Raw genomic sequence first — 15,753 nt, 5'->3', positions numbered from 1 at the left:
ATGTGAATTGCTTCCTGTGAACGTGAAGTAGTTTCCCCGGCGAACCGGTTTGGTGTCGCCGTTTAAGGCTTTGCAAGCCAATGCGCAAGACTTAATTGCGAGCGCACCTTTTGCGCTACCAAAAGCGACATGATGGGCTGCATATGGTGCGCAGAACTGAAACAGTCAACGTCATCCTTATATACGGATGCTTGTATGATCGAACACGAACTCTTTACGACGATGTGATTCCTGTCATATTGACATGACGGTCGCGCTGTGGGGACAGGCGACCGGCGGCATTATCGCCGCACGTGCATGTCCGCCCTCAAAGCCGTCTTCTCCCGCGGCACCAATTCTCATCCGCTTCGGGATCTAAAATGGAAATTTTTACGGCCGCCGGTTTTACGGCGTTTCTTCAGGTCATCGCCATCGACCTCGTTCTAGCAGGTGACAACGCCATCGTCATCGGTCTTGCAGCGGCGGGCCTGCCCGCACATATGCGCCGCAAAGCGATCCTCGTCGGCATCATCGCTGCAACGGTTCTGCGCATAGCCTTTGCAGCACTGACGGTACAGCTTCTCGCCATCGTTGGCCTTCAGCTTTTCGGCGGCCTGCTTCTGGCCTGGGTCTGCTGGAAGATGTGGAGCGAACTGCGCGAACAGGGCGACACGTCAGGCGAAGTCGAAAACGACGAGGCTGATCTGACGAAGGGTCACAAGACCTTCTTTCAAGCTGCGACACAGATCGTCATCGCCGACGTCTCCATGTCGCTCGACAATGTTCTTGCCGTCGCCGGTGCGGCGCAAGACCACGTCACGGTGTTGATCATCGGGCTTGTCGTCTCTATCGCGCTAATGGGTCTTGCTGCAAACTTTGTCGCCAAGCTCCTGCACCGCTACCGCTGGATCTCATATGTCGGCCTTCTGGTCATCGTCTATGTGGCGCTCAATATGCTTTACCACGGCGTAGTCGAAGTCTGGCCTTATGTTCAACCCTATTTGGGCTGAGCAACAAAGACATTGGAGAGCCCGGATTTTCGGGCTCTTTTGATTCGAGCATCCGCACTCGATCTGTGCGATTTGCACCAACCAAAGGAACGGCGATCACAAGCCGCAAAAATTGCCCGTGGATTTTTATGGTTGCCGCCAGCTTAAGGCAAGCATAGACAGCCATGACTTTGGACAGAATAATAACGATAAAGGTTGTCTGAACAATGGCTTATGATTGGTCTGGCGGACGTGTCCGCCGCTTTCGCCTCTTGAAGCTTTGCCTTACCGCAGGCGCTGTTGTCGCAGCAATCTTTGTCCTGGGAATGCTTTACGGGGTATAAACTGAATATCCGGCCCAATTCGTCGCACTACACCGCGGCGGTCGGCATGTTTCCGTTGGATGCATCGACATCGGTTGGATATGAACTTTCGAACACGACACCGCTAAACAGCGTCGCGACGCCGTCCACATAACGATAGCATTTCCCGATCTCCGTAATTTTTGCAAAAGCATCGCCGCGTCGGATGCGATAGACCATTTCGAACGGCTCGCCGGACAGAACGGAATTCTTTATACCGCGCACGACGTGTGGCTGATCATCTTCATGGATGAGCGGCATCATCGATTCCACTGGTAGACCGCCGTCCAACTCCTCGGGAACGAAACCCATGATCTTTGCAAAGGTCTCGTCTGCCCAAAACAGGTTTTGCGCGAGATCCCAAACGTAAAATCCACCGAGGTTCATCGAGACATAACGTTGCAAGGGGGCGCTTTCTGTCATCTTCAATCCTTGGTTTATTTTTTAGCAAATATGCATGGTTTTGTGGTATCTGGGAACCACTAATTAAGGCAAAACCATGTTTTTTTAACCAAACAAGGCAAGCGTCAATTGGTTCCGTCCCTCGCCTATTTTTTACAAATTAAAAAACGCCTGGAAGGCATGCTCATGGCATACTGAAAGCTGGAAAAAGACTCATTCCGAGTATTTTTACAATCATCGCGGATTAATAATAATTCTGCAACGCTAAGATGAAAAAATCGGAAGTAACATGTATTAGCGACCAAACGTGCCAATTCTAAGCGAATGAACGGTTATGGGGTATTGAGATGGAGCGGGTAGCGGGAATCGAACCCGCGTATTCAGCTTGGAAGGCTGCTGCTCTACCATTGAGCTATACCCGCGGTGGTGAGTTCGATCCGTGCAGAATGGTGGAGGAAGTTGGATTTGAACCAACGTAGGCTGAGCCAACGGATTTACAGTCCGTCCCCTTTAACCACTCGGGCATTCCTCCAGTATTCTGCGAGGATCAAGCGACCAAGCTTAACCAGATTTCTGGTTCGGCGCATTGCCGTTCCGTCGTCTGTGGCCGCGTATATGACTGCCCTCGCCGCGTCTGTCAACACGATGTGTGACGAAAATTTGCGAAAAATGCGAACAGAGTCATAGGCCTGTGGATTACCGAAGAGTGTCGCATGACGGTGCCCGGCGGATTTGCACCAAGCCTCTGCCGAAACGGCTGAAACTGCGGCGTGATGGACGCGCGAAGCATCGTGAGGGACTGGTGCTTGCGCATTGCTGACGATATAAGACGGCATGAGCAAAGACGATCCCAACGAAAAATCCACCCGCGACACTCACTACGCAACGCTGCGCCGTCAGGTTCGCGATGCCAAGAGAGAGCGTGGCGAAATTCCCACCCCTGCATTTCCAAAGCGCAAGCCGCGCGGCGGCGAAGACTGGAAGGCACCGCAACTGGCGCCCGATCAGGTTCATCTTTATGGCCTGCATACGGTGCGGGCCGCGATTGCCAACAAGGAACGCCAGATCGTCAAACTGTCGGTGACCATGAATGCGCTTGCGCGTCTGGAAATCGGCACGGCGGAAGAACAGTCTTTCCCGGTGGAAATGGTTTCGCCGCAGGATATCGACAAGGTTCTCGGCCCCGATGCCATCCACCAAGGTGTCATGCTGGAGACGAAGCCTCTGCCCGTGCGCAAGCTTTCAGCGCTAAAAGACAGCCCCCTCATTCTGGTGCTGGATCAGGTGACCGATCCCCACAATGTCGGCGCGATCATGCGTTCGGCTGTTGCCTTCAATGCCGGTGCACTGATTACCACCATGCGTCACAGCCCGACCGAGTCAGGCGTATTGGCAAAGTCCGCTTCCGGCGCACTGGAGATGATCCCCTATATCCAGATCACCAACCTGTCCGACGCGCTGGGTGAGTTGCACAAGCTCGGCTTCACATCAATCGGACTGGATTCGGACGGCCCTGCCCCCATCGAGCAGACCTTCAGTGGTGACAAGATCGCGCTGGTTCTGGGTGCCGAGGGCAAGGGCCTGCGTCAGAAGACACGCGAAACCGTATCTGCATTGGCGCGGCTGGATATGCCCGGCGAAATCAAATCGCTCAACGTATCGAATGCAGCCGCGATTGCCCTTTATGCGACCGGCCAGTTTTTGGCCAAGAGATAAACACACCCGACCAACCCTTCTATTGGAGAAACAATGCCAGACATGATCAAACCCACCGGCGAACTCACCCTTCGCACACTTGCCATGCCAGCGGACGCAAATCCGGCAGGCGATATTTTCGGTGGTTGGGTCATGTCGCAGATGGACTTGGCGAGCGGCATTCGTGCCGCCGAACGGGCGCGCTGTCGTGTGGTGACGGCAGCGGTCAAGGAAATGGCATTCGAGCTACCCGTGAAGATTGGCGATACGCTATCCATCTACACGGAAATCGCCCGCGTCGGCCGCACCTCGATCACCCTCACCGTCGAAGCTTGGGCACAGCGGTCGCGCTATGATGCTCTGGAGAAAGTGACGGCCGGTACGTTCATCATGGTGGCGATGGACGAGCACGGAAAGCCAACCCCGATTGCGAAGCTCTAACCGGCTGGATAAAGGCTCAAAGTCTTGTCCGGTCAAACCTTGAGATAGGCGGACGACCTGTCGAAACTGAGGCCCGGAAAGACGCCATTGGTGAGCGCTTCGCTGCCCACATCGAATTGTCGATAGAGCATCGCGGCTGCGAGCTCACGCACATCGCCGGTCGGCATCAGATCGCGGTTGTCTAACAGCTTGCCTTCGGCAAGCCCCGGCCAGTTGCCCAGCACGCGACCGCCATCTATGCCGCCTCCGGCCAGGATGGCCACACCGCCGGTACCATGGTCCGTTCCCTCGGTGCCGTTTTCACGCACTGTGCGTCCGAACTCCGTCATGGCCAGCACCACCGTCTTTTTCCAGACATCTGGTCCCAACGCATCTTTCAGCGTCGTCAGTGCGATGGTGAGGTCCTTGACCGTGCGCGCGAACTGGCCTTTCTGACCCGCATGCGTGTCCCAACCATCGACGGAAAAGGCAGCGATCCGGTAGTCTTCGCGCAGCAGGCCACCGGCAAGCTTGGCAACATCGCGAATGCCCTCCCCGCGCTTCTGATCCTGAAACAATTGCTCGGCGGACATATCCGTGCGCAAGGCTTCCACCAGCACCCGGTTGAAATCCGGATCATTGGCATAGAGACGTTTGAAGAAGGCAACGTCATCCGCTCCCATCGTCATATCGGACGTGGAGGCCCAGACATCGGCTTCGTTTGGCCCTGCAAGAATGAGTTCCATCGAGGTGTTGATGTCGATCGCCTTGCGGTCATTGGAGCGTGGAATGGTGGACAGGGCCCTGTTCAGCCAACCGGTCCGTTCGCCATGCACGTGGTTGGCGCCGCTTTCGAGAATATCCTGCCCATCGAAGTGGCTGCGCTCGTCTCTGTAAGGCGTGGAGACGGCGTGAACAAAGGCAAGCTCCTTGCTTTGCCACAAAGGCATCAAGGGTTGGGCCGCCGGGTTTAACCCGAAATGGCCGTCGAGATCGATAAGCCCCGTGTCCGGCGTCAAAGCCAGCGTCGGACGGAAGCCGGCAAATGCCGCGTCGCCGTAGGGCTGAACAAGATCGAGCCCGTCCATCGCGCCGCGCAGAATGATCGTCACAAAGCGATTGTCGCCGGGCATAGCCGCAAAGCTGACCGGAGAAAAGGCCGGTAGCGCTGCCGCGCAACAGGCGGTCGCCAGAAAACTGCGGCGGCTGATCAACATATCCTGAGACAACGCCATCGTCTTATCTCCTGTTGAATTCTGGCGAAGACAGCGCAAGCGTCATGCCGCTGACGCGGCTCGGTGCCTGGCTTACGACGCGGATGGTATCGTCACGCGCCATGTCGGCCATCGCCACCTCCAGAAGCCGCTTCGGCTCCATGTCTCCACCCAGTGAATCGGAGGCTTTTCGCGCCCATAGAATGCGCTCGCTCATCTGACTGGGGGACAACCAAGATGCGACACCTTCCTCAAACCCGGCCGGACTTGGCGGCTGCCACACGGGCTGCCCCATGCGCCGCAGCGATGCCAGCGTCAGGGTACGGGCCAAGCTCTGCTTGGGTTTCGGCTTCTGCGGCGGCGGCTCTGCGTTTGCCTTCATGCCAGGGTCAGGCGATTGCGCTGTCATTTGATCGCCGCCCGACTTAATGGCGCTCATATCGCCTGTCATCGCTTGCGGCACGGCGTTAGCAGCCAGCACAACGTCTTCGTCACCGACTGGAGACAATCTTTCCTGCCAGTTCTTTTGCGTGATGCCGAAAGCCCGTAGCCCGGAAACGACATAGTCGAAAGGCAGCTTCATTTTGCGTCCTGGATCAGACCATGCGCGGGGGTGGTTGAGCATGGCGGCATAGACTTTAACGAGATTGCCCTTGCTCACCTTCCACTCATCCACCATCGCCGAGAGCACATCGGGTGGGACCTCGTCGGCTATGAAATGCGCGCACAGTTTGCGACAGACATGCACCGCCGTCTCTGGCCGCGTCGCCAGATCGTCCAGCATATCGATACAATCATCCGCCGTACGCTTATCGCCGCCATAGGACATACCAAGGACCTTGATCTGACCGGGTTCTGCCATGTTGGGGCGAAACAGCATCTCGTTGCGGTCATCGACAGTCATGCCGGTCAGAACAAGCGCTGCGGACCGTACATCGGACTGCGTGTAACCGCTACCAGCGCCCATGGTGTGAAGTTCGAGCAATTCCCGACCAAGATTTTCATTGAGGCCGCGCTTGCTCTTGGCAGCCGCAGCCGATTCAGGACCTGTCGAGCGGTTCTGATCCAGATAAATCAACATGGCGGGATGCAGCACCGCTGCCTGCAAGAGATCGCGGAACGGACCCGCTAGATGCGGTCTGATGGCCTCGACCTCGTAAAGCGGGGTGATGAGGCGCATCGGCACCGCCTTGCGGGCATTGACGGAGAAGTGGTCGACCCAAAAGGAAGCAAGCCGCTCGTGGAAGCCATAGGGCGAAAACACGGCCTGCATGACCCGCGCCATGCTGTCGCGCTGAAAACTCTGTTCGGCTTTCTGCTGGATCAGTTTACGGCCGTCACGATCCAACTCACCGCCGTTCTTACCGGCGCTGGTCGCGATAAGCCTGTCTGCGAGTTCGTCTGAACGCTGCCGCGCTTCGAACGCACCGCCAACAGGGAAAAACGGTTCCTTCAACGGCGCATCAGCAAGCTGCACCAACAGGTCGTCCAGATTTCGGTTCAGTACCTGGCCGGGTGAGAGCCCATAGCCATAGCGGATCGCCGCCATCGTTGGAGAAAAAGGAGCCATTTCAGCCACTCCAGCCAACAATAAGATGGCACGAAAAATCCTCCCCAATTCCGGCAAAAAAGCTGCAAAAGAATGGTGTTTTTCCGACATGGACAATTTGTAATTCATCGGCATGCACAGAATGCCGCGGTGACATCGCAAAAGAACTGTGGCAGTGAATTGTGCCATGAAGTTCGTTCGCAAAATCATGCAGGACCGCAGTTCGGCTGGCGCTGTCGCCATGCTGGCGCTTTTGCTGTTTTTGCTGCAAGGGCTTGCGAACGGTGTTGCCAATGGCAGCATGGCTGCGATGGCGCTTTCGGCGGATGAGGTCATCTGTTCCAGCCACACGCCTGCGGGCGCAACCGGCAAACAGGACACCGGCACCAAGCTCGCCGACAATTGCTGCGGCACGCTTTGCCGTCTGGCCTCCGCTTCTGCCGTCGCGCTGCTGGTCACGCCCACGGAAATCACAGCCGGCATCGTCCCGAAGGTGGACGTCGCATTTCTTCACCACGCTGCGCATCTGCCGCCTGCGCCGCCCAATCGCGAATCGCAGCCGCGCGCGCCTCCTCTCGTTCCGCAGTCCTGAGATTACCAAACCGGCTTGAGACACGCACCGCTATGCCGTGCGCCCGCTTCAGCCAGCCATCTCATCGTCTTGCGGAGACATCTCATGTCCGTGACAACCTCTTACCAAGTGGAGCGCGCAACTGCGCAATCCTCTTCCATCGACCTCTACCGTGCCGTCTGGCGCTGGCATTTTTACGCTGGCCTGTTCGTTTTGCCCTTCCTGATATCTCTCGCCATCACCGGCGGGCTTTATCTGTTCAAGGATGAGATCGACAACGTCATCCATGCCGATCTGAAGCGCATCGAAGCGGTGCAAAACGTAAGCCCGGCAAAACCGTCTGCCGTCATTGCGTCGGCACTGGCCTCGGTTCCGGGAACCGCGGTGAAATACACAACGCCCTCCGATCCTCGCGCATCAACGGAAATCACCGTCAATACTTCAGAGGGGAAACGGGCTGTCTACGTCAATACCTATACGGGCCAGACACTCGGCTCGCTGCCGGATCGCGGCACCGTCATGTGGACCATCCGTTATATCCACAGCCTCAAATATTTTGGTACCTTCGCCCGCTACTTCATCGAGATCGCGGCTGGCTGGTCCATCCTTCTCGTGGCGACGGGCATTTATCTCTGGTGGCCCCGCAGGCAGACCGGCGGCGTCATCACCGTGCGCGGCACGCCGAAAAAGCGCGTCTTCTGGCGCGACACACATGCCGTGACGGGCATCTTCGTCGGGGTCTTCATTGTCTTCCTCGCCATCACCGGCATGCCATGGTCCGGCGTGTGGGGCGCCAAGGTCAATGAATGGGCCAATGGCAGCAATTTGGGATATCCGGCGGGTGTGCGTACCGATGTGCCCATGTCCGGGCAGCATCTGAACGACGTGGCCAAAACGTCATGGTCGCTTGAACAGGCGCAAATTCCAGAATCCAGCACCCATGACCACGGCCAGCATATGGACATGGCGAACGATATGGCACCGATGGACGACCAACCGTCCATGCCACCGATCGGCATCGACAAGGCCGTCGCACGCTTCAATGAACTCGGCCTCCAGCCCGGCTACACCATCGCCCTGCCCACCACGCCCACCGGCGTCTATAGCGGCTCCGTCTACCCGGACGATCTCTCGAAACAGCGCGTCGTCCATCTCGATCAATATAGCGGCGAACCGCTGATCGATATGAGCTATGCCGATTACGGCCCACTTGGCAAAGGTCTGGAATGGGGCATCAACGTCCATATGGGCCAGCAATATGGCTTGGCCAACCAGATCATCCTCGCCCTCGCCTGTCTCGGCATCGTCCTCCTCGCCGTCTCCGGCGGCATCATGTGGTGGAAACGCCGCCCGAAGGGTTCGATGGGCGTACCGCCACTGCCACAGGAAAAACGCGTGCTGCGCGCACTGATCGCACTGCTTGCCATTGGCGGCGTGATCTTTCCGTTGGTGGGCGTGAGTTTGCTGGTGATGCTGGTGCTTGATCTGGCGGCGCAAAAAGTGAGTAAGCAGAGAGCAGTTTGAAAACGGAAGCCGGGAGCGATCCCGGCCATTCCAACCATGCGATGTAATGCTCAATCCTGTTCGTAGACGACCCATGCCTTCTCGAAGCGACGGTGTTTCAGATCGTCCTTTTTCATCAGCACATAGATGGCTCCGGGCAACTCGTTTCCTGCGGCTTTATCGCTTCCAATTTGAAGAACCAGTTGCCAGTCGCCTGCGTGTTTGAGGAGGGCCTTGGCGGCATCGCTCGCGTAAGCGTCGGACGTTCCGGCATAGATACCATTCGACGCCAGTTGGCCTTGGGATTGCATGCTGGATTGAATGGCGCGCGGCCAGCCGCCAAGTTGATGATTACCGCCACCATCCTCGGTCGGCCACCCCAGAGAATAAAGCCACTCATGATAGGTTTGTTCGTCATGACCTGTTGCCGGTTGCAGAACGTCCCATTAGGTACTGGCAATCGGAATGGTGCTGACGATCGCCCGGCTCGTCACGGACATGGGACGAAGAGCCGCTATGGCCGGGAAATCGATCAGCGCGGATGGAATATCGACCCGTTTGAGCTTTTCGCGCTGCGTTTCATCGTAAATGATCTGCCATCCGGCCCGAGACTGTGGCTTAAAGCCCGCCGGTATCTGCGGCAGGTCGTAGAAAAACAACAACCTGCCTTGTCCCGGCAGATCGGAATCAAACCCCGGCTTCTGCGCCATGACTTCAAGATCGATCTGCGCGATGAAATATCCTGTTTAGATCGGTCCCTTTCAGATCAACGTCTGCTTCCTTGAAGAGTGCCAAGGTCCGTGCATTCACCTCCGCATTGAATTTCTTCCGCGCGTCGAGAAACGCTTGCCCCTCTTTACCCATCCATGGCGGCACCATACCGGCATCGGCATAAAGATTAGCAGCCTCTGTTTCCAGCTCACCTGCCATCTCCGCACCGTCTTCATACGCAGGTCGCACCGGCCATGGCATAGTGTCCGGCAAGTCGGGCCGCCCACCGAATTTGCTCGCACCATCGCAATTCGGCCCTCATCTTCTGATGTCGTATCCAGAACCCGCGCGTCTCTCGCCAGCGTCAAGATGCTTTTGGTGCCAGTGGCAGAAATCCCTGCCTGCTTCAATCGACTGGCAAGGTCGTCGCGTGATTGCGGAAGCTGGATCGTTTCCATCGTTTTGGCGAAACTTCCATTAATTGGGAGAGCAGTCGCAATGGCACTCAGCAAGATGAGTCCAAACCTCATTGTTCTCCCTCAAAAAACACATATCAAAGCTGTTGAAACGTCAATGGAAACCTAGTTCGATAAGAGCTGTCGGTAAAGTTGTTTCAAGAAGGAGATTGGCTTGTTCTTAGGAGCTGGCATAGGCGGCGTCTTGATTTTGATGCTTATTGGCATGTGGACGCTCCACATCTTACTCGCTGCCCACATCTTCTGGATCGTAAAATTTTCAATGGAGACTTGGAAATCTGACGATGCGACGTGGAACAAGATCGCCCGGATATTCTCTGTCGTCGTCACTCCCGTTGTCGGGTTTTACGCGGTCGAAGCCACACGCCACTATCACACACCACCCTCGGAAAGAGCCGTGGTAAAGAAGAGCAGTTTAATCTTGCCCTCGGTCGTCTCGATTTTGCTCGTCCTTGGCACTGTCATCGCAATGATGCGGCCTGAGATGGAGGGCCATAGGCTCGTCGAAGGTGTAACCGTGTTGCTCACGATATCGGCTTACTATCTGGCCCTTTACCTACCGCATCATATGCTCGCAAAGCTTTTGACAATCAGCACCCATGGCCCAATTGTCAGCCGAGTCCACGTGCTTCCCTTGGCGATGATAGCTGCCCTGATCTTACTACCTTAAATCTGATCGACCCTATAAACCTTACACACTAGACCCTCCGGCGTCCGATACGTCCGAAAGCCCATCGCCTCATAGTAAGCTTGGCCCAGCAGATTATCCGCGCCGATGCTCGCATCGATGTTCTCTAGCCCGGCAGCTTTGGCAGCCGCCAAGGTCGCACGAAACAATGCTGAACCGACGCCCTGGCGGGCAGCAGCCGGGCTGACATGAGTGCCGATGATGCCCCAACCTTCCGCGACGCCGTAAGGATTGCCGGGTCTGGCGTGGGTCAGAGACTGAAAGCCGAGAATTCGGCCTTCAGCGTTTTCGGCGACTGTGCATTCGATGCTGTCTTCGCGCTGGAGATAGACTTTAAGGATTGTCTCTATATCCCGCGGCGTCTTGCGCAGACCGGCCGCGAATATCTCGTTCTGCACCGCGGTCATCGCCGCGGCGTCTTCCAGTGTCGCCGTCCGGATTTTCAACATGGATCAAGACTTGAACAGGAACGACGCGCCGAATGCGATCAGGGCGAAGCCGATCACGTGGTTGATCGTCAGGCTTTCCTTCAGCCAAAACACCGAGAACAGCGCGAAGACCGTCAGCGTAATGACTTCCTGCATCGTCTTCAACTGCGCGGTGGAGTAAACCTCGGAGCCCATGCGGTTGGCTGGAACAGCAAGGCAGTATTCGAAGAAAGCGATCCCCCAACTCGTCATGATCGCGAAGAACAGCACGCTGCCCTTGTGCTTGAGATGTCCATACCATGCGAAGGTCATGAAGACATTCGAGGCAATCAACATAATAACCGGCCAGATGTGCGCAGGGGTTATGGAAAAAGGCATGACAGACCTTTGAAATTGGGAGGGAAAACTGACTGCAAGGGGGAACCAGTTCCGGCTTGCGGCGTATTGCTTAGCGCAGGACGCAGCAAACGGGAACAGGATTTTTGACGCGCGCTTCACCAGATTGTGAGAGCGCGTGAAGAACGCAAAACTTCGCAACAGGTTCCCGAACGTCCAACGTTTCCTGTTTGTACTCATTTTTTCGACCCCGCCCCTTTCCTTTCAATCGGACTCTCTCCATATTCCGACCATGGCCAGATCACCCAAAAAATCTCCCGATAAGACCTCCCGCTCCGATGGCTTCGCAGAAATGCCGCAGGCACCGTTCGAAGGCGCGCCGCTGTCCGGCAGCGTTTCCGATTGGGTGAAGCAGTTGGAGGCAGACGCCGAGGCGTCTTCTGTCGAGACCCAGCGTGAGGTCGCGTCGAAAGCGGGCAAGCACCGCAAGAAGATCGAGATCGAGGCACGCAAACAGGCGATCGATGAGGCCGAGAAGGCCAAGAGCGGCGGGAGCGTCAACAAGAAGGCCACCGCGCAGAAGACATCGCGCGGCGTGTCCATTGGGGCTTCCAACGATCCGAAAACCCGTGCCGCCGCTGGCTTGAACCCTGTCGCGGGCATGGATGTTAGCCTTGAGGACGCCGAAAACCTCGCCACCGGCGCGGTCACTGCCACTGTGGAAGCCTTGTCTGCCCTGATTGAAAGCGGCAATCCGCTGTTCAAGGACGGCAAGATGTGGACGCCGCACCGCCCTGCCCGTCCGGCCAAATCCGAAGGCGGCATCACCATCCGCATGCAGTCGGATTTCGAACCGGCGGGCGATCAGCCCACGGCGATTGCCGATCTTGTCGAGGGCATCAATTCCGGCGAGCGCTCCCAGGTGCTGCTCGGCGTTACCGGCTCCGGCAAGACCTTCACCATGGCCAAAGTCATCGAGGCCACCCAGCGCCCCGCCGTCATTCTCGCGCCCAACAAGACGCTGGCGGCGCAGCTCTATTCGGAATTCAAGAACTTCTTCCCCGACAATGCGGTGGAATATTTCGTCTCCTACTACGATTATTACCAGCCGGAAGCCTATGTGCCGCGCTCGGATACCTTCATCGAAAAAGAATCTTCGATCAACGAACAGATCGACCGCATGCGCCACTCCGCCACCCGCTCGCTGCTGGAGCGGGATGATTGCATCATCGTCGCCTCGGTGTCCTGCATCTACGGTATCGGCTCGGTGGAAACCTATACCGCCATGACCTTCCAGATGGCGATTGGTGACAGGCTGGACCAGCGGCAGTTGCTGGCCGATCTCGTGGCCCAGCAATATAAACGCCGCGATATGGATTTCCAGCGCGGCTCGTTTCGCGTGCGTGGCGATACCATCGAAATCTTCCCCGCCCACTTGGAAGATGCCGCGTGGCGCATCTCCATGTTCGGCGATGAGATCGATAGCATCACTGAATTCGATCCGCTCACCGGCCAGAAGACCGGCGATCTGCAATCGGTCAAGATTTACGCGAACTCGCACTATGTCACGCCACGCCCCACGCTGAACGGCGCCATTCGCTCCATCAAGGAAGAGCTGAAAGGCCGCCTTGCCGAGCTGGAAAAGGCCGGACGCCTGCTGGAAGCGCAGCGGCTGGAACAGCGCACCCGCTACGACATCGAAATGCTGGAGGCCACCGGCTCCTGCGCTGGTATCGAGAACTATTCGCGCTATCTCACCGGCCGCAATCCCGGCGAACCGCCGCCGACTTTGTTCGAATACATCCCCGACAACGCCCTTCTGTTCATCGATGAGAGCCACGTCTCCGTCAGCCAGATCGGCGGCATGTACCGGGGCGACTTCAGGCGCAAGGCGACGCTGGCCGAATATGGCTTCCGCCTGCCGTCCTGCATGGACAACCGCCCGCTGCGCTTCGAGGAGTGGGACGCCATGCGCCCACCGACGGTCGCCGTTTCGGCCACCCCCGGCAATTGGGAAATGGAACAGTCCGGCGGCGTCTTTGCCGAACAGGTCATCCGCCCCACGGGCCTCATTGATCCGCCGGTCGAAATCCGCTCGGCCCGCAGTCAGGTGGATGACGTGCTCGGCGAAATCCGCGAAACCGCGGCCAAGGGATACCGCACCCTCGTCACCGTGCTAACGAAACGCATGGCCGAAGACCTCACCGAATATCTGCATGAACAGGGCGTGCGCGTGCGCTACATGCACTCGGACATCGACACGCTGGAACGCATCGAAATCATCCGTGACCTGCGCCTGGGCGCGTTCGACGTGCTTGTCGGCATCAACCTGCTGCGCGAAGGCCTCGACATTCCCGAATGCGGCTTCGTTGCCATTCTCGATGCCGACAAGGAAGGTTTTCTGCGTTCTGAAACCTCGCTCATCCAGACCATCGGTCGTGCTGCGCGAAACGTCGATGGCAAGGTCATTCTTTATGCGGATAACATCACCGGCTCCATGAAGCGGGCGATGGAAGAAACCAGCCGCCGCCGCGAAAAGCAGGTGGCCTACAACACCGAACACGGCATCACGCCTGAGTCCGTCAAGGCCCGCATTTCAGATATTCTCGACAGCGTTTACGAGCGCGACCACGTCCGTGCCGATATCTCCGGCGCATCCGGCAAGGGCTTTGCCGATGGCGGCCACATGGTCGGCAACAATCTGCAGGCCCACCTCAACGCGCTGGAAAAATCCATGCGCGACGCCGCCGCCGACCTCGACTTCGAAAAAGCCGCCCGACTGCGCGACGAAATCAAACGCCTCAAAGCCGCCGAACTCGCCGCCATGGACGACCCCATCGCCAAGGAAGAGGCGAAGTCGCTGGAGAGTGGCGGCAAGAAGGGCACAAAGAAGGATCCTTCGAGGCTCCGCTCTTCGGGCTCCGCGCCTCAGGATGAGGACCGTGGTGCCGGTAGTCTTTATGGTGAAGACGGCGCAACAATGAGCCCTCATGGTGAGGAGGTCCAAGGGGCCGTCTCGAACCACGAGGGTGGCACCTCCAAATCGCTCTTCGCCAAACCCAGCCTCGACGACATGGGCCCCGGTACCGACACAGCCAAGCCGCTGTTCCGCAAAAACAGCCTCGATGAAATGACCGTTGGCCGCACGGAAAAACCGGTCAAAGGAGCCACACCGGCAAAGCCGAAGAGTGAAGACGGCAAGCGCTTCTCGCCTCTTCTGGAAGGCCAGCCGGAGCGCGCCGCGGGAAGCAAGGACGACCCCCGCCCAATCGCGCGTGGCAAGGTGGGCGTCGGCTCTTACGAAGACCCCGGCGAGCAGAAACGCAAGGGACGCACGAAGGGAAAGACCGGCAGGCCGGGGCGGTAAGTACCCGGCTTGTCGTGGCTGTTTTCAGGTCTGGGCTTCCCGGTGAAACGGCATGGACGCGAACTGAAGGTGAAAGGTAGAGGTGAGCATGCACGCTGTAATGTTGGCATTGTCCGTCATGGCCTTCCTATCTGCAGCCTCTGCCAGCATCGCCGGTACCCTCGCAGATGCCACCTTCCACAGCAAAGCTCTGAACGCCGATCTGCCGGTCAATATTTACCGCCCGGATGGCGATCCGCCGGACAATGGCTGGCCGGTGATCTACGTGCTGCATGGCCATGATGGCGACCAGAACAGTTGGCGTGATCTGGGCAATATCCAGAAGACGCTGGATGGCATGATCGCGTCAGGCACGATCCGTCCCGTTGTCGTCGTCATGCCGGGTGTGAAAAACAGCTGGTATGTGGATTCTGCCGATGTCGGCGGCCCCGGCAATTACGAGACGGCGCTGACCGGCGATCTGCGGGTGCATGTGGAAAAGACCCTGCCGGTGCGCAAGGACAGACAGGGCCGCGCCATCATCGGCCTGTCCATGGGCGGCTTCGGCGCGCTGCATCTGGCCTATGCCCATGAAGACCTTTACGCCGCCGTCGCCAGCCTCTCGGGCGCGATCTGGCAGAACGTGCCCGCGACCGATCTTGACAAGACGCCCGCCGAACTGAAACTCATCCAGGACAGCGCCTTCTTCCACCGCGTCGATCGCACCACCATCACCAGCGGCATCGTGCTTCCCTCCACCGGCGATCACTTCTCCGGCTCCTTCGGCACACCCTTCGATGCCCGACGCTTCAACGAACAAAACATCTTCACGACCGTCGCCCAGCACGTCGTCAAAAAACAAGACCTCCCCGCCACCTACCTCACCGTCGGCGACGACGACGGCTTCTCCCTATGGCGCGGCGCCGTCGCCCTCCACGAAACCCTGCAAGCCGACAACCGCAAATCCGAACTGCGGATCACGGACGGGGATCATGTGTGGGATGTTTGGAAGGTGTCGATTATTGATGCGTTGAAGTTTGTGGATGGGGAGCTTGGTTCAAATTAGCACGGGAATCAAAACAGA

Annotated in this window: 16 protein-coding genes and 2 tRNA genes; 8 read left to right on the top strand and 10 right to left on the bottom strand. The window is 57.7% G+C overall.

The window, feature by feature from the left end:
• Positions 1–359 precede the first annotated feature (359 nt).
• Complete coding sequence (locus RRU01S_RS19640; protein WP_045231891.1) at positions 360–989, top strand: TerC family protein; 630 nt, start codon at positions 360–362, stop codon at positions 987–989.
• A 350-nt stretch (positions 990–1,339) separates the two neighbouring features.
• Here RRU01S_RS19640 and RRU01S_RS19635 read toward each other — a convergent pair whose 3' ends face one another.
• The 3 genes from RRU01S_RS19635 to RRU01S_RS19625 form a co-directional block, all read right to left on the bottom strand.
• Positions 1,340–1,753, bottom strand: coding sequence for a PAS domain-containing protein (locus RRU01S_RS19635; RefSeq protein WP_045231890.1), 414 nt, complete (start codon positions 1,751–1,753; stop codon positions 1,340–1,342).
• Positions 1,754–2,080: 327 nt separating this feature from the next.
• A tRNA-Gly gene (locus tag RRU01S_RS19630) sits at positions 2,081–2,154 on the bottom strand.
• 25 nt (positions 2,155–2,179) lie between these two features.
• Positions 2,180–2,264: transfer RNA gene (locus RRU01S_RS19625), tRNA-Tyr, on the bottom strand.
• Positions 2,265–2,566: 302 nt separating this feature from the next.
• Between RRU01S_RS19625 and rlmB the strand changes: the two genes are divergently transcribed.
• Both rlmB and RRU01S_RS19615 read left to right on the top strand, forming a co-directional pair.
• Entirely contained in the window at positions 2,567–3,448 is an 882-nt protein-coding gene (rlmB, locus tag RRU01S_RS19620; RefSeq protein ID WP_045231889.1) for a 23S rRNA (guanosine(2251)-2'-O)-methyltransferase RlmB, read from the top strand.
• Positions 3,449–3,481: 33 nt separating this feature from the next.
• Positions 3,482–3,868, top strand: a complete 387-nt coding sequence (locus RRU01S_RS19615) for an acyl-CoA thioesterase (RefSeq protein WP_045231888.1) — start codon at positions 3,482–3,484, stop codon at positions 3,866–3,868.
• 32 nt (positions 3,869–3,900) lie between these two features.
• Here RRU01S_RS19615 and RRU01S_RS19610 read toward each other — a convergent pair whose 3' ends face one another.
• Both RRU01S_RS19610 and RRU01S_RS19605 read right to left on the bottom strand, forming a co-directional pair.
• Positions 3,901–5,082: a DUF1501 domain-containing protein gene (locus RRU01S_RS19610; RefSeq protein WP_045231887.1), complete on the bottom strand. Its 1,182-nt coding sequence runs from the start codon at positions 5,080–5,082 to the stop codon at positions 3,901–3,903.
• 4 nt (positions 5,083–5,086) lie between these two features.
• Positions 5,087–6,631, bottom strand: coding sequence for a DUF1800 domain-containing protein (locus RRU01S_RS19605; RefSeq protein WP_045231921.1), 1,545 nt, complete (start codon positions 6,629–6,631; stop codon positions 5,087–5,089).
• A 166-nt stretch (positions 6,632–6,797) separates the two neighbouring features.
• Here RRU01S_RS19605 and RRU01S_RS19600 point away from each other — a divergent pair, with 166 nt between their 5' ends.
• Together RRU01S_RS19600 and RRU01S_RS19595 are read left to right on the top strand one after the other, a co-directional pair.
• Positions 6,798–7,202, top strand: coding sequence for a DUF2946 family protein (locus RRU01S_RS19600; protein WP_045231886.1), 405 nt, complete (start codon positions 6,798–6,800; stop codon positions 7,200–7,202).
• 84 nt (positions 7,203–7,286) lie between these two features.
• A complete protein-coding gene (locus tag RRU01S_RS19595) occupies positions 7,287–8,705 on the top strand; it encodes a PepSY-associated TM helix domain-containing protein (protein WP_045231885.1) in 1,419 nt (472 codons plus the stop codon).
• 50 nt (positions 8,706–8,755) lie between these two features.
• Here the strand turns inward: RRU01S_RS19595 and RRU01S_RS19590 are convergent, their stop codons facing one another.
• The 3 genes from RRU01S_RS19590 to RRU01S_RS19580 form a co-directional block, all read right to left on the bottom strand.
• Positions 8,756–9,067, bottom strand: coding sequence for a DUF1963 domain-containing protein (locus tag RRU01S_RS19590; protein ID WP_268822456.1), 312 nt, complete (start codon positions 9,065–9,067; stop codon positions 8,756–8,758).
• Between the two features lie 63 nt (positions 9,068–9,130).
• Entirely contained in the window at positions 9,131–9,394 is a 264-nt protein-coding gene (locus tag RRU01S_RS19585; RefSeq protein ID WP_045231883.1) for a YwqG family protein, read from the bottom strand.
• Positions 9,395–9,398: 4 nt separating this feature from the next.
• The gene (locus RRU01S_RS19580; protein WP_131367808.1) at positions 9,399–9,614 is read right to left on the bottom strand and encodes a hypothetical protein; all 216 of its coding nucleotides are present in this window, start codon (positions 9,612–9,614) and stop codon (positions 9,399–9,401) included.
• A 411-nt stretch (positions 9,615–10,025) separates the two neighbouring features.
• Here RRU01S_RS19580 and RRU01S_RS19575 point away from each other — a divergent pair, with 411 nt between their 5' ends.
• Positions 10,026–10,541, top strand: a complete 516-nt coding sequence (locus tag RRU01S_RS19575; protein WP_045231881.1) for a hypothetical protein — start codon at positions 10,026–10,028, stop codon at positions 10,539–10,541.
• Here RRU01S_RS19575 and RRU01S_RS19570 read toward each other — a convergent pair.
• On the bottom strand, positions 10,538–11,008 hold the full coding sequence (locus tag RRU01S_RS19570; protein WP_081880127.1) for a GNAT family N-acetyltransferase: 471 nt from the start codon (positions 11,006–11,008) through the stop codon (positions 10,538–10,540). The genes RRU01S_RS19575 and RRU01S_RS19570 overlap by 4 nt on opposite strands.
• A 3-nt stretch (positions 11,009–11,011) precedes the next feature.
• A complete protein-coding gene (locus RRU01S_RS19565; RefSeq protein WP_045231880.1) occupies positions 11,012–11,365 on the bottom strand; it encodes a DMT family protein in 354 nt (117 codons plus the stop codon).
• A 250-nt stretch (positions 11,366–11,615) separates the two neighbouring features.
• Between RRU01S_RS19565 and uvrB the strand changes: the two genes are divergently transcribed.
• Both uvrB and RRU01S_RS19555 read left to right on the top strand, forming a co-directional pair.
• The gene (gene uvrB, locus RRU01S_RS19560; RefSeq protein WP_045231879.1) at positions 11,616–14,690 is read left to right on the top strand and encodes an excinuclease ABC subunit UvrB; all 3,075 of its coding nucleotides are present in this window, start codon (positions 11,616–11,618) and stop codon (positions 14,688–14,690) included.
• An 88-nt stretch (positions 14,691–14,778) separates the two neighbouring features.
• A complete protein-coding gene (locus RRU01S_RS19555) occupies positions 14,779–15,735 on the top strand; it encodes an alpha/beta hydrolase (RefSeq protein WP_045231878.1) in 957 nt (318 codons plus the stop codon).
• Positions 15,736–15,753 lie beyond the last annotated feature (18 nt).

The organism is Agrobacterium rubi TR3 = NBRC 13261 (assembly GCF_000739935.1).
Taxonomy (GTDB): domain Bacteria; phylum Pseudomonadota; class Alphaproteobacteria; order Rhizobiales; family Rhizobiaceae; genus Agrobacterium; species Agrobacterium rubi.
The sequence above is the reverse complement of the archived record's forward strand: the minus strand, read 5'-3'. Positions and strand labels throughout refer to the sequence as shown.

Bases quoted from the DNA above. Each gene is read 5' to 3' on its own strand.
- RRU01S_RS19640 (WP_045231891.1), top strand. From the start codon at position 360: ATGGAAATTTTTACGGCCGCCGGTTTTACGGCGTTTCTTCAGGTCATC.
- RRU01S_RS19635 (WP_045231890.1), bottom strand. From the start codon at position 1,753: ATGACAGAAAGCGCCCCCTTGCAACGTTATGTCTCGATGAACCTCGGT.
- rlmB (WP_045231889.1), top strand. From the start codon at position 2,567: ATGAGCAAAGACGATCCCAACGAAAAATCCACCCGCGACACTCACTAC.
- RRU01S_RS19615 (WP_045231888.1), top strand. From the start codon at position 3,482: ATGCCAGACATGATCAAACCCACCGGCGAACTCACCCTTCGCACACTT.
- RRU01S_RS19610 (WP_045231887.1), bottom strand. From the start codon at position 5,082: ATGGCGTTGTCTCAGGATATGTTGATCAGCCGCCGCAGTTTTCTGGCG.
- RRU01S_RS19605 (WP_045231921.1), bottom strand. From the start codon at position 6,631: ATGGCTCCTTTTTCTCCAACGATGGCGGCGATCCGCTATGGCTATGGG.
- RRU01S_RS19600 (WP_045231886.1), top strand. From the start codon at position 6,798: ATGAAGTTCGTTCGCAAAATCATGCAGGACCGCAGTTCGGCTGGCGCT.
- RRU01S_RS19595 (WP_045231885.1), top strand. From the start codon at position 7,287: ATGTCCGTGACAACCTCTTACCAAGTGGAGCGCGCAACTGCGCAATCC.
- RRU01S_RS19585 (WP_045231883.1), bottom strand. From the start codon at position 9,394: ATGGCGCAGAAGCCGGGGTTTGATTCCGATCTGCCGGGACAAGGCAGG.
- RRU01S_RS19580 (WP_131367808.1), bottom strand. From the start codon at position 9,614: ATGGCAGGTGAGCTGGAAACAGAGGCTGCTAATCTTTATGCCGATGCC.
- RRU01S_RS19570 (WP_081880127.1), bottom strand. From the start codon at position 11,008: ATGTTGAAAATCCGGACGGCGACACTGGAAGACGCCGCGGCGATGACC.
- RRU01S_RS19565 (WP_045231880.1), bottom strand. From the start codon at position 11,365: ATGCCTTTTTCCATAACCCCTGCGCACATCTGGCCGGTTATTATGTTG.
- uvrB (WP_045231879.1), top strand. From the start codon at position 11,616: ATGGCCAGATCACCCAAAAAATCTCCCGATAAGACCTCCCGCTCCGAT.
- RRU01S_RS19555 (WP_045231878.1), top strand. From the start codon at position 14,779: ATGCACGCTGTAATGTTGGCATTGTCCGTCATGGCCTTCCTATCTGCA.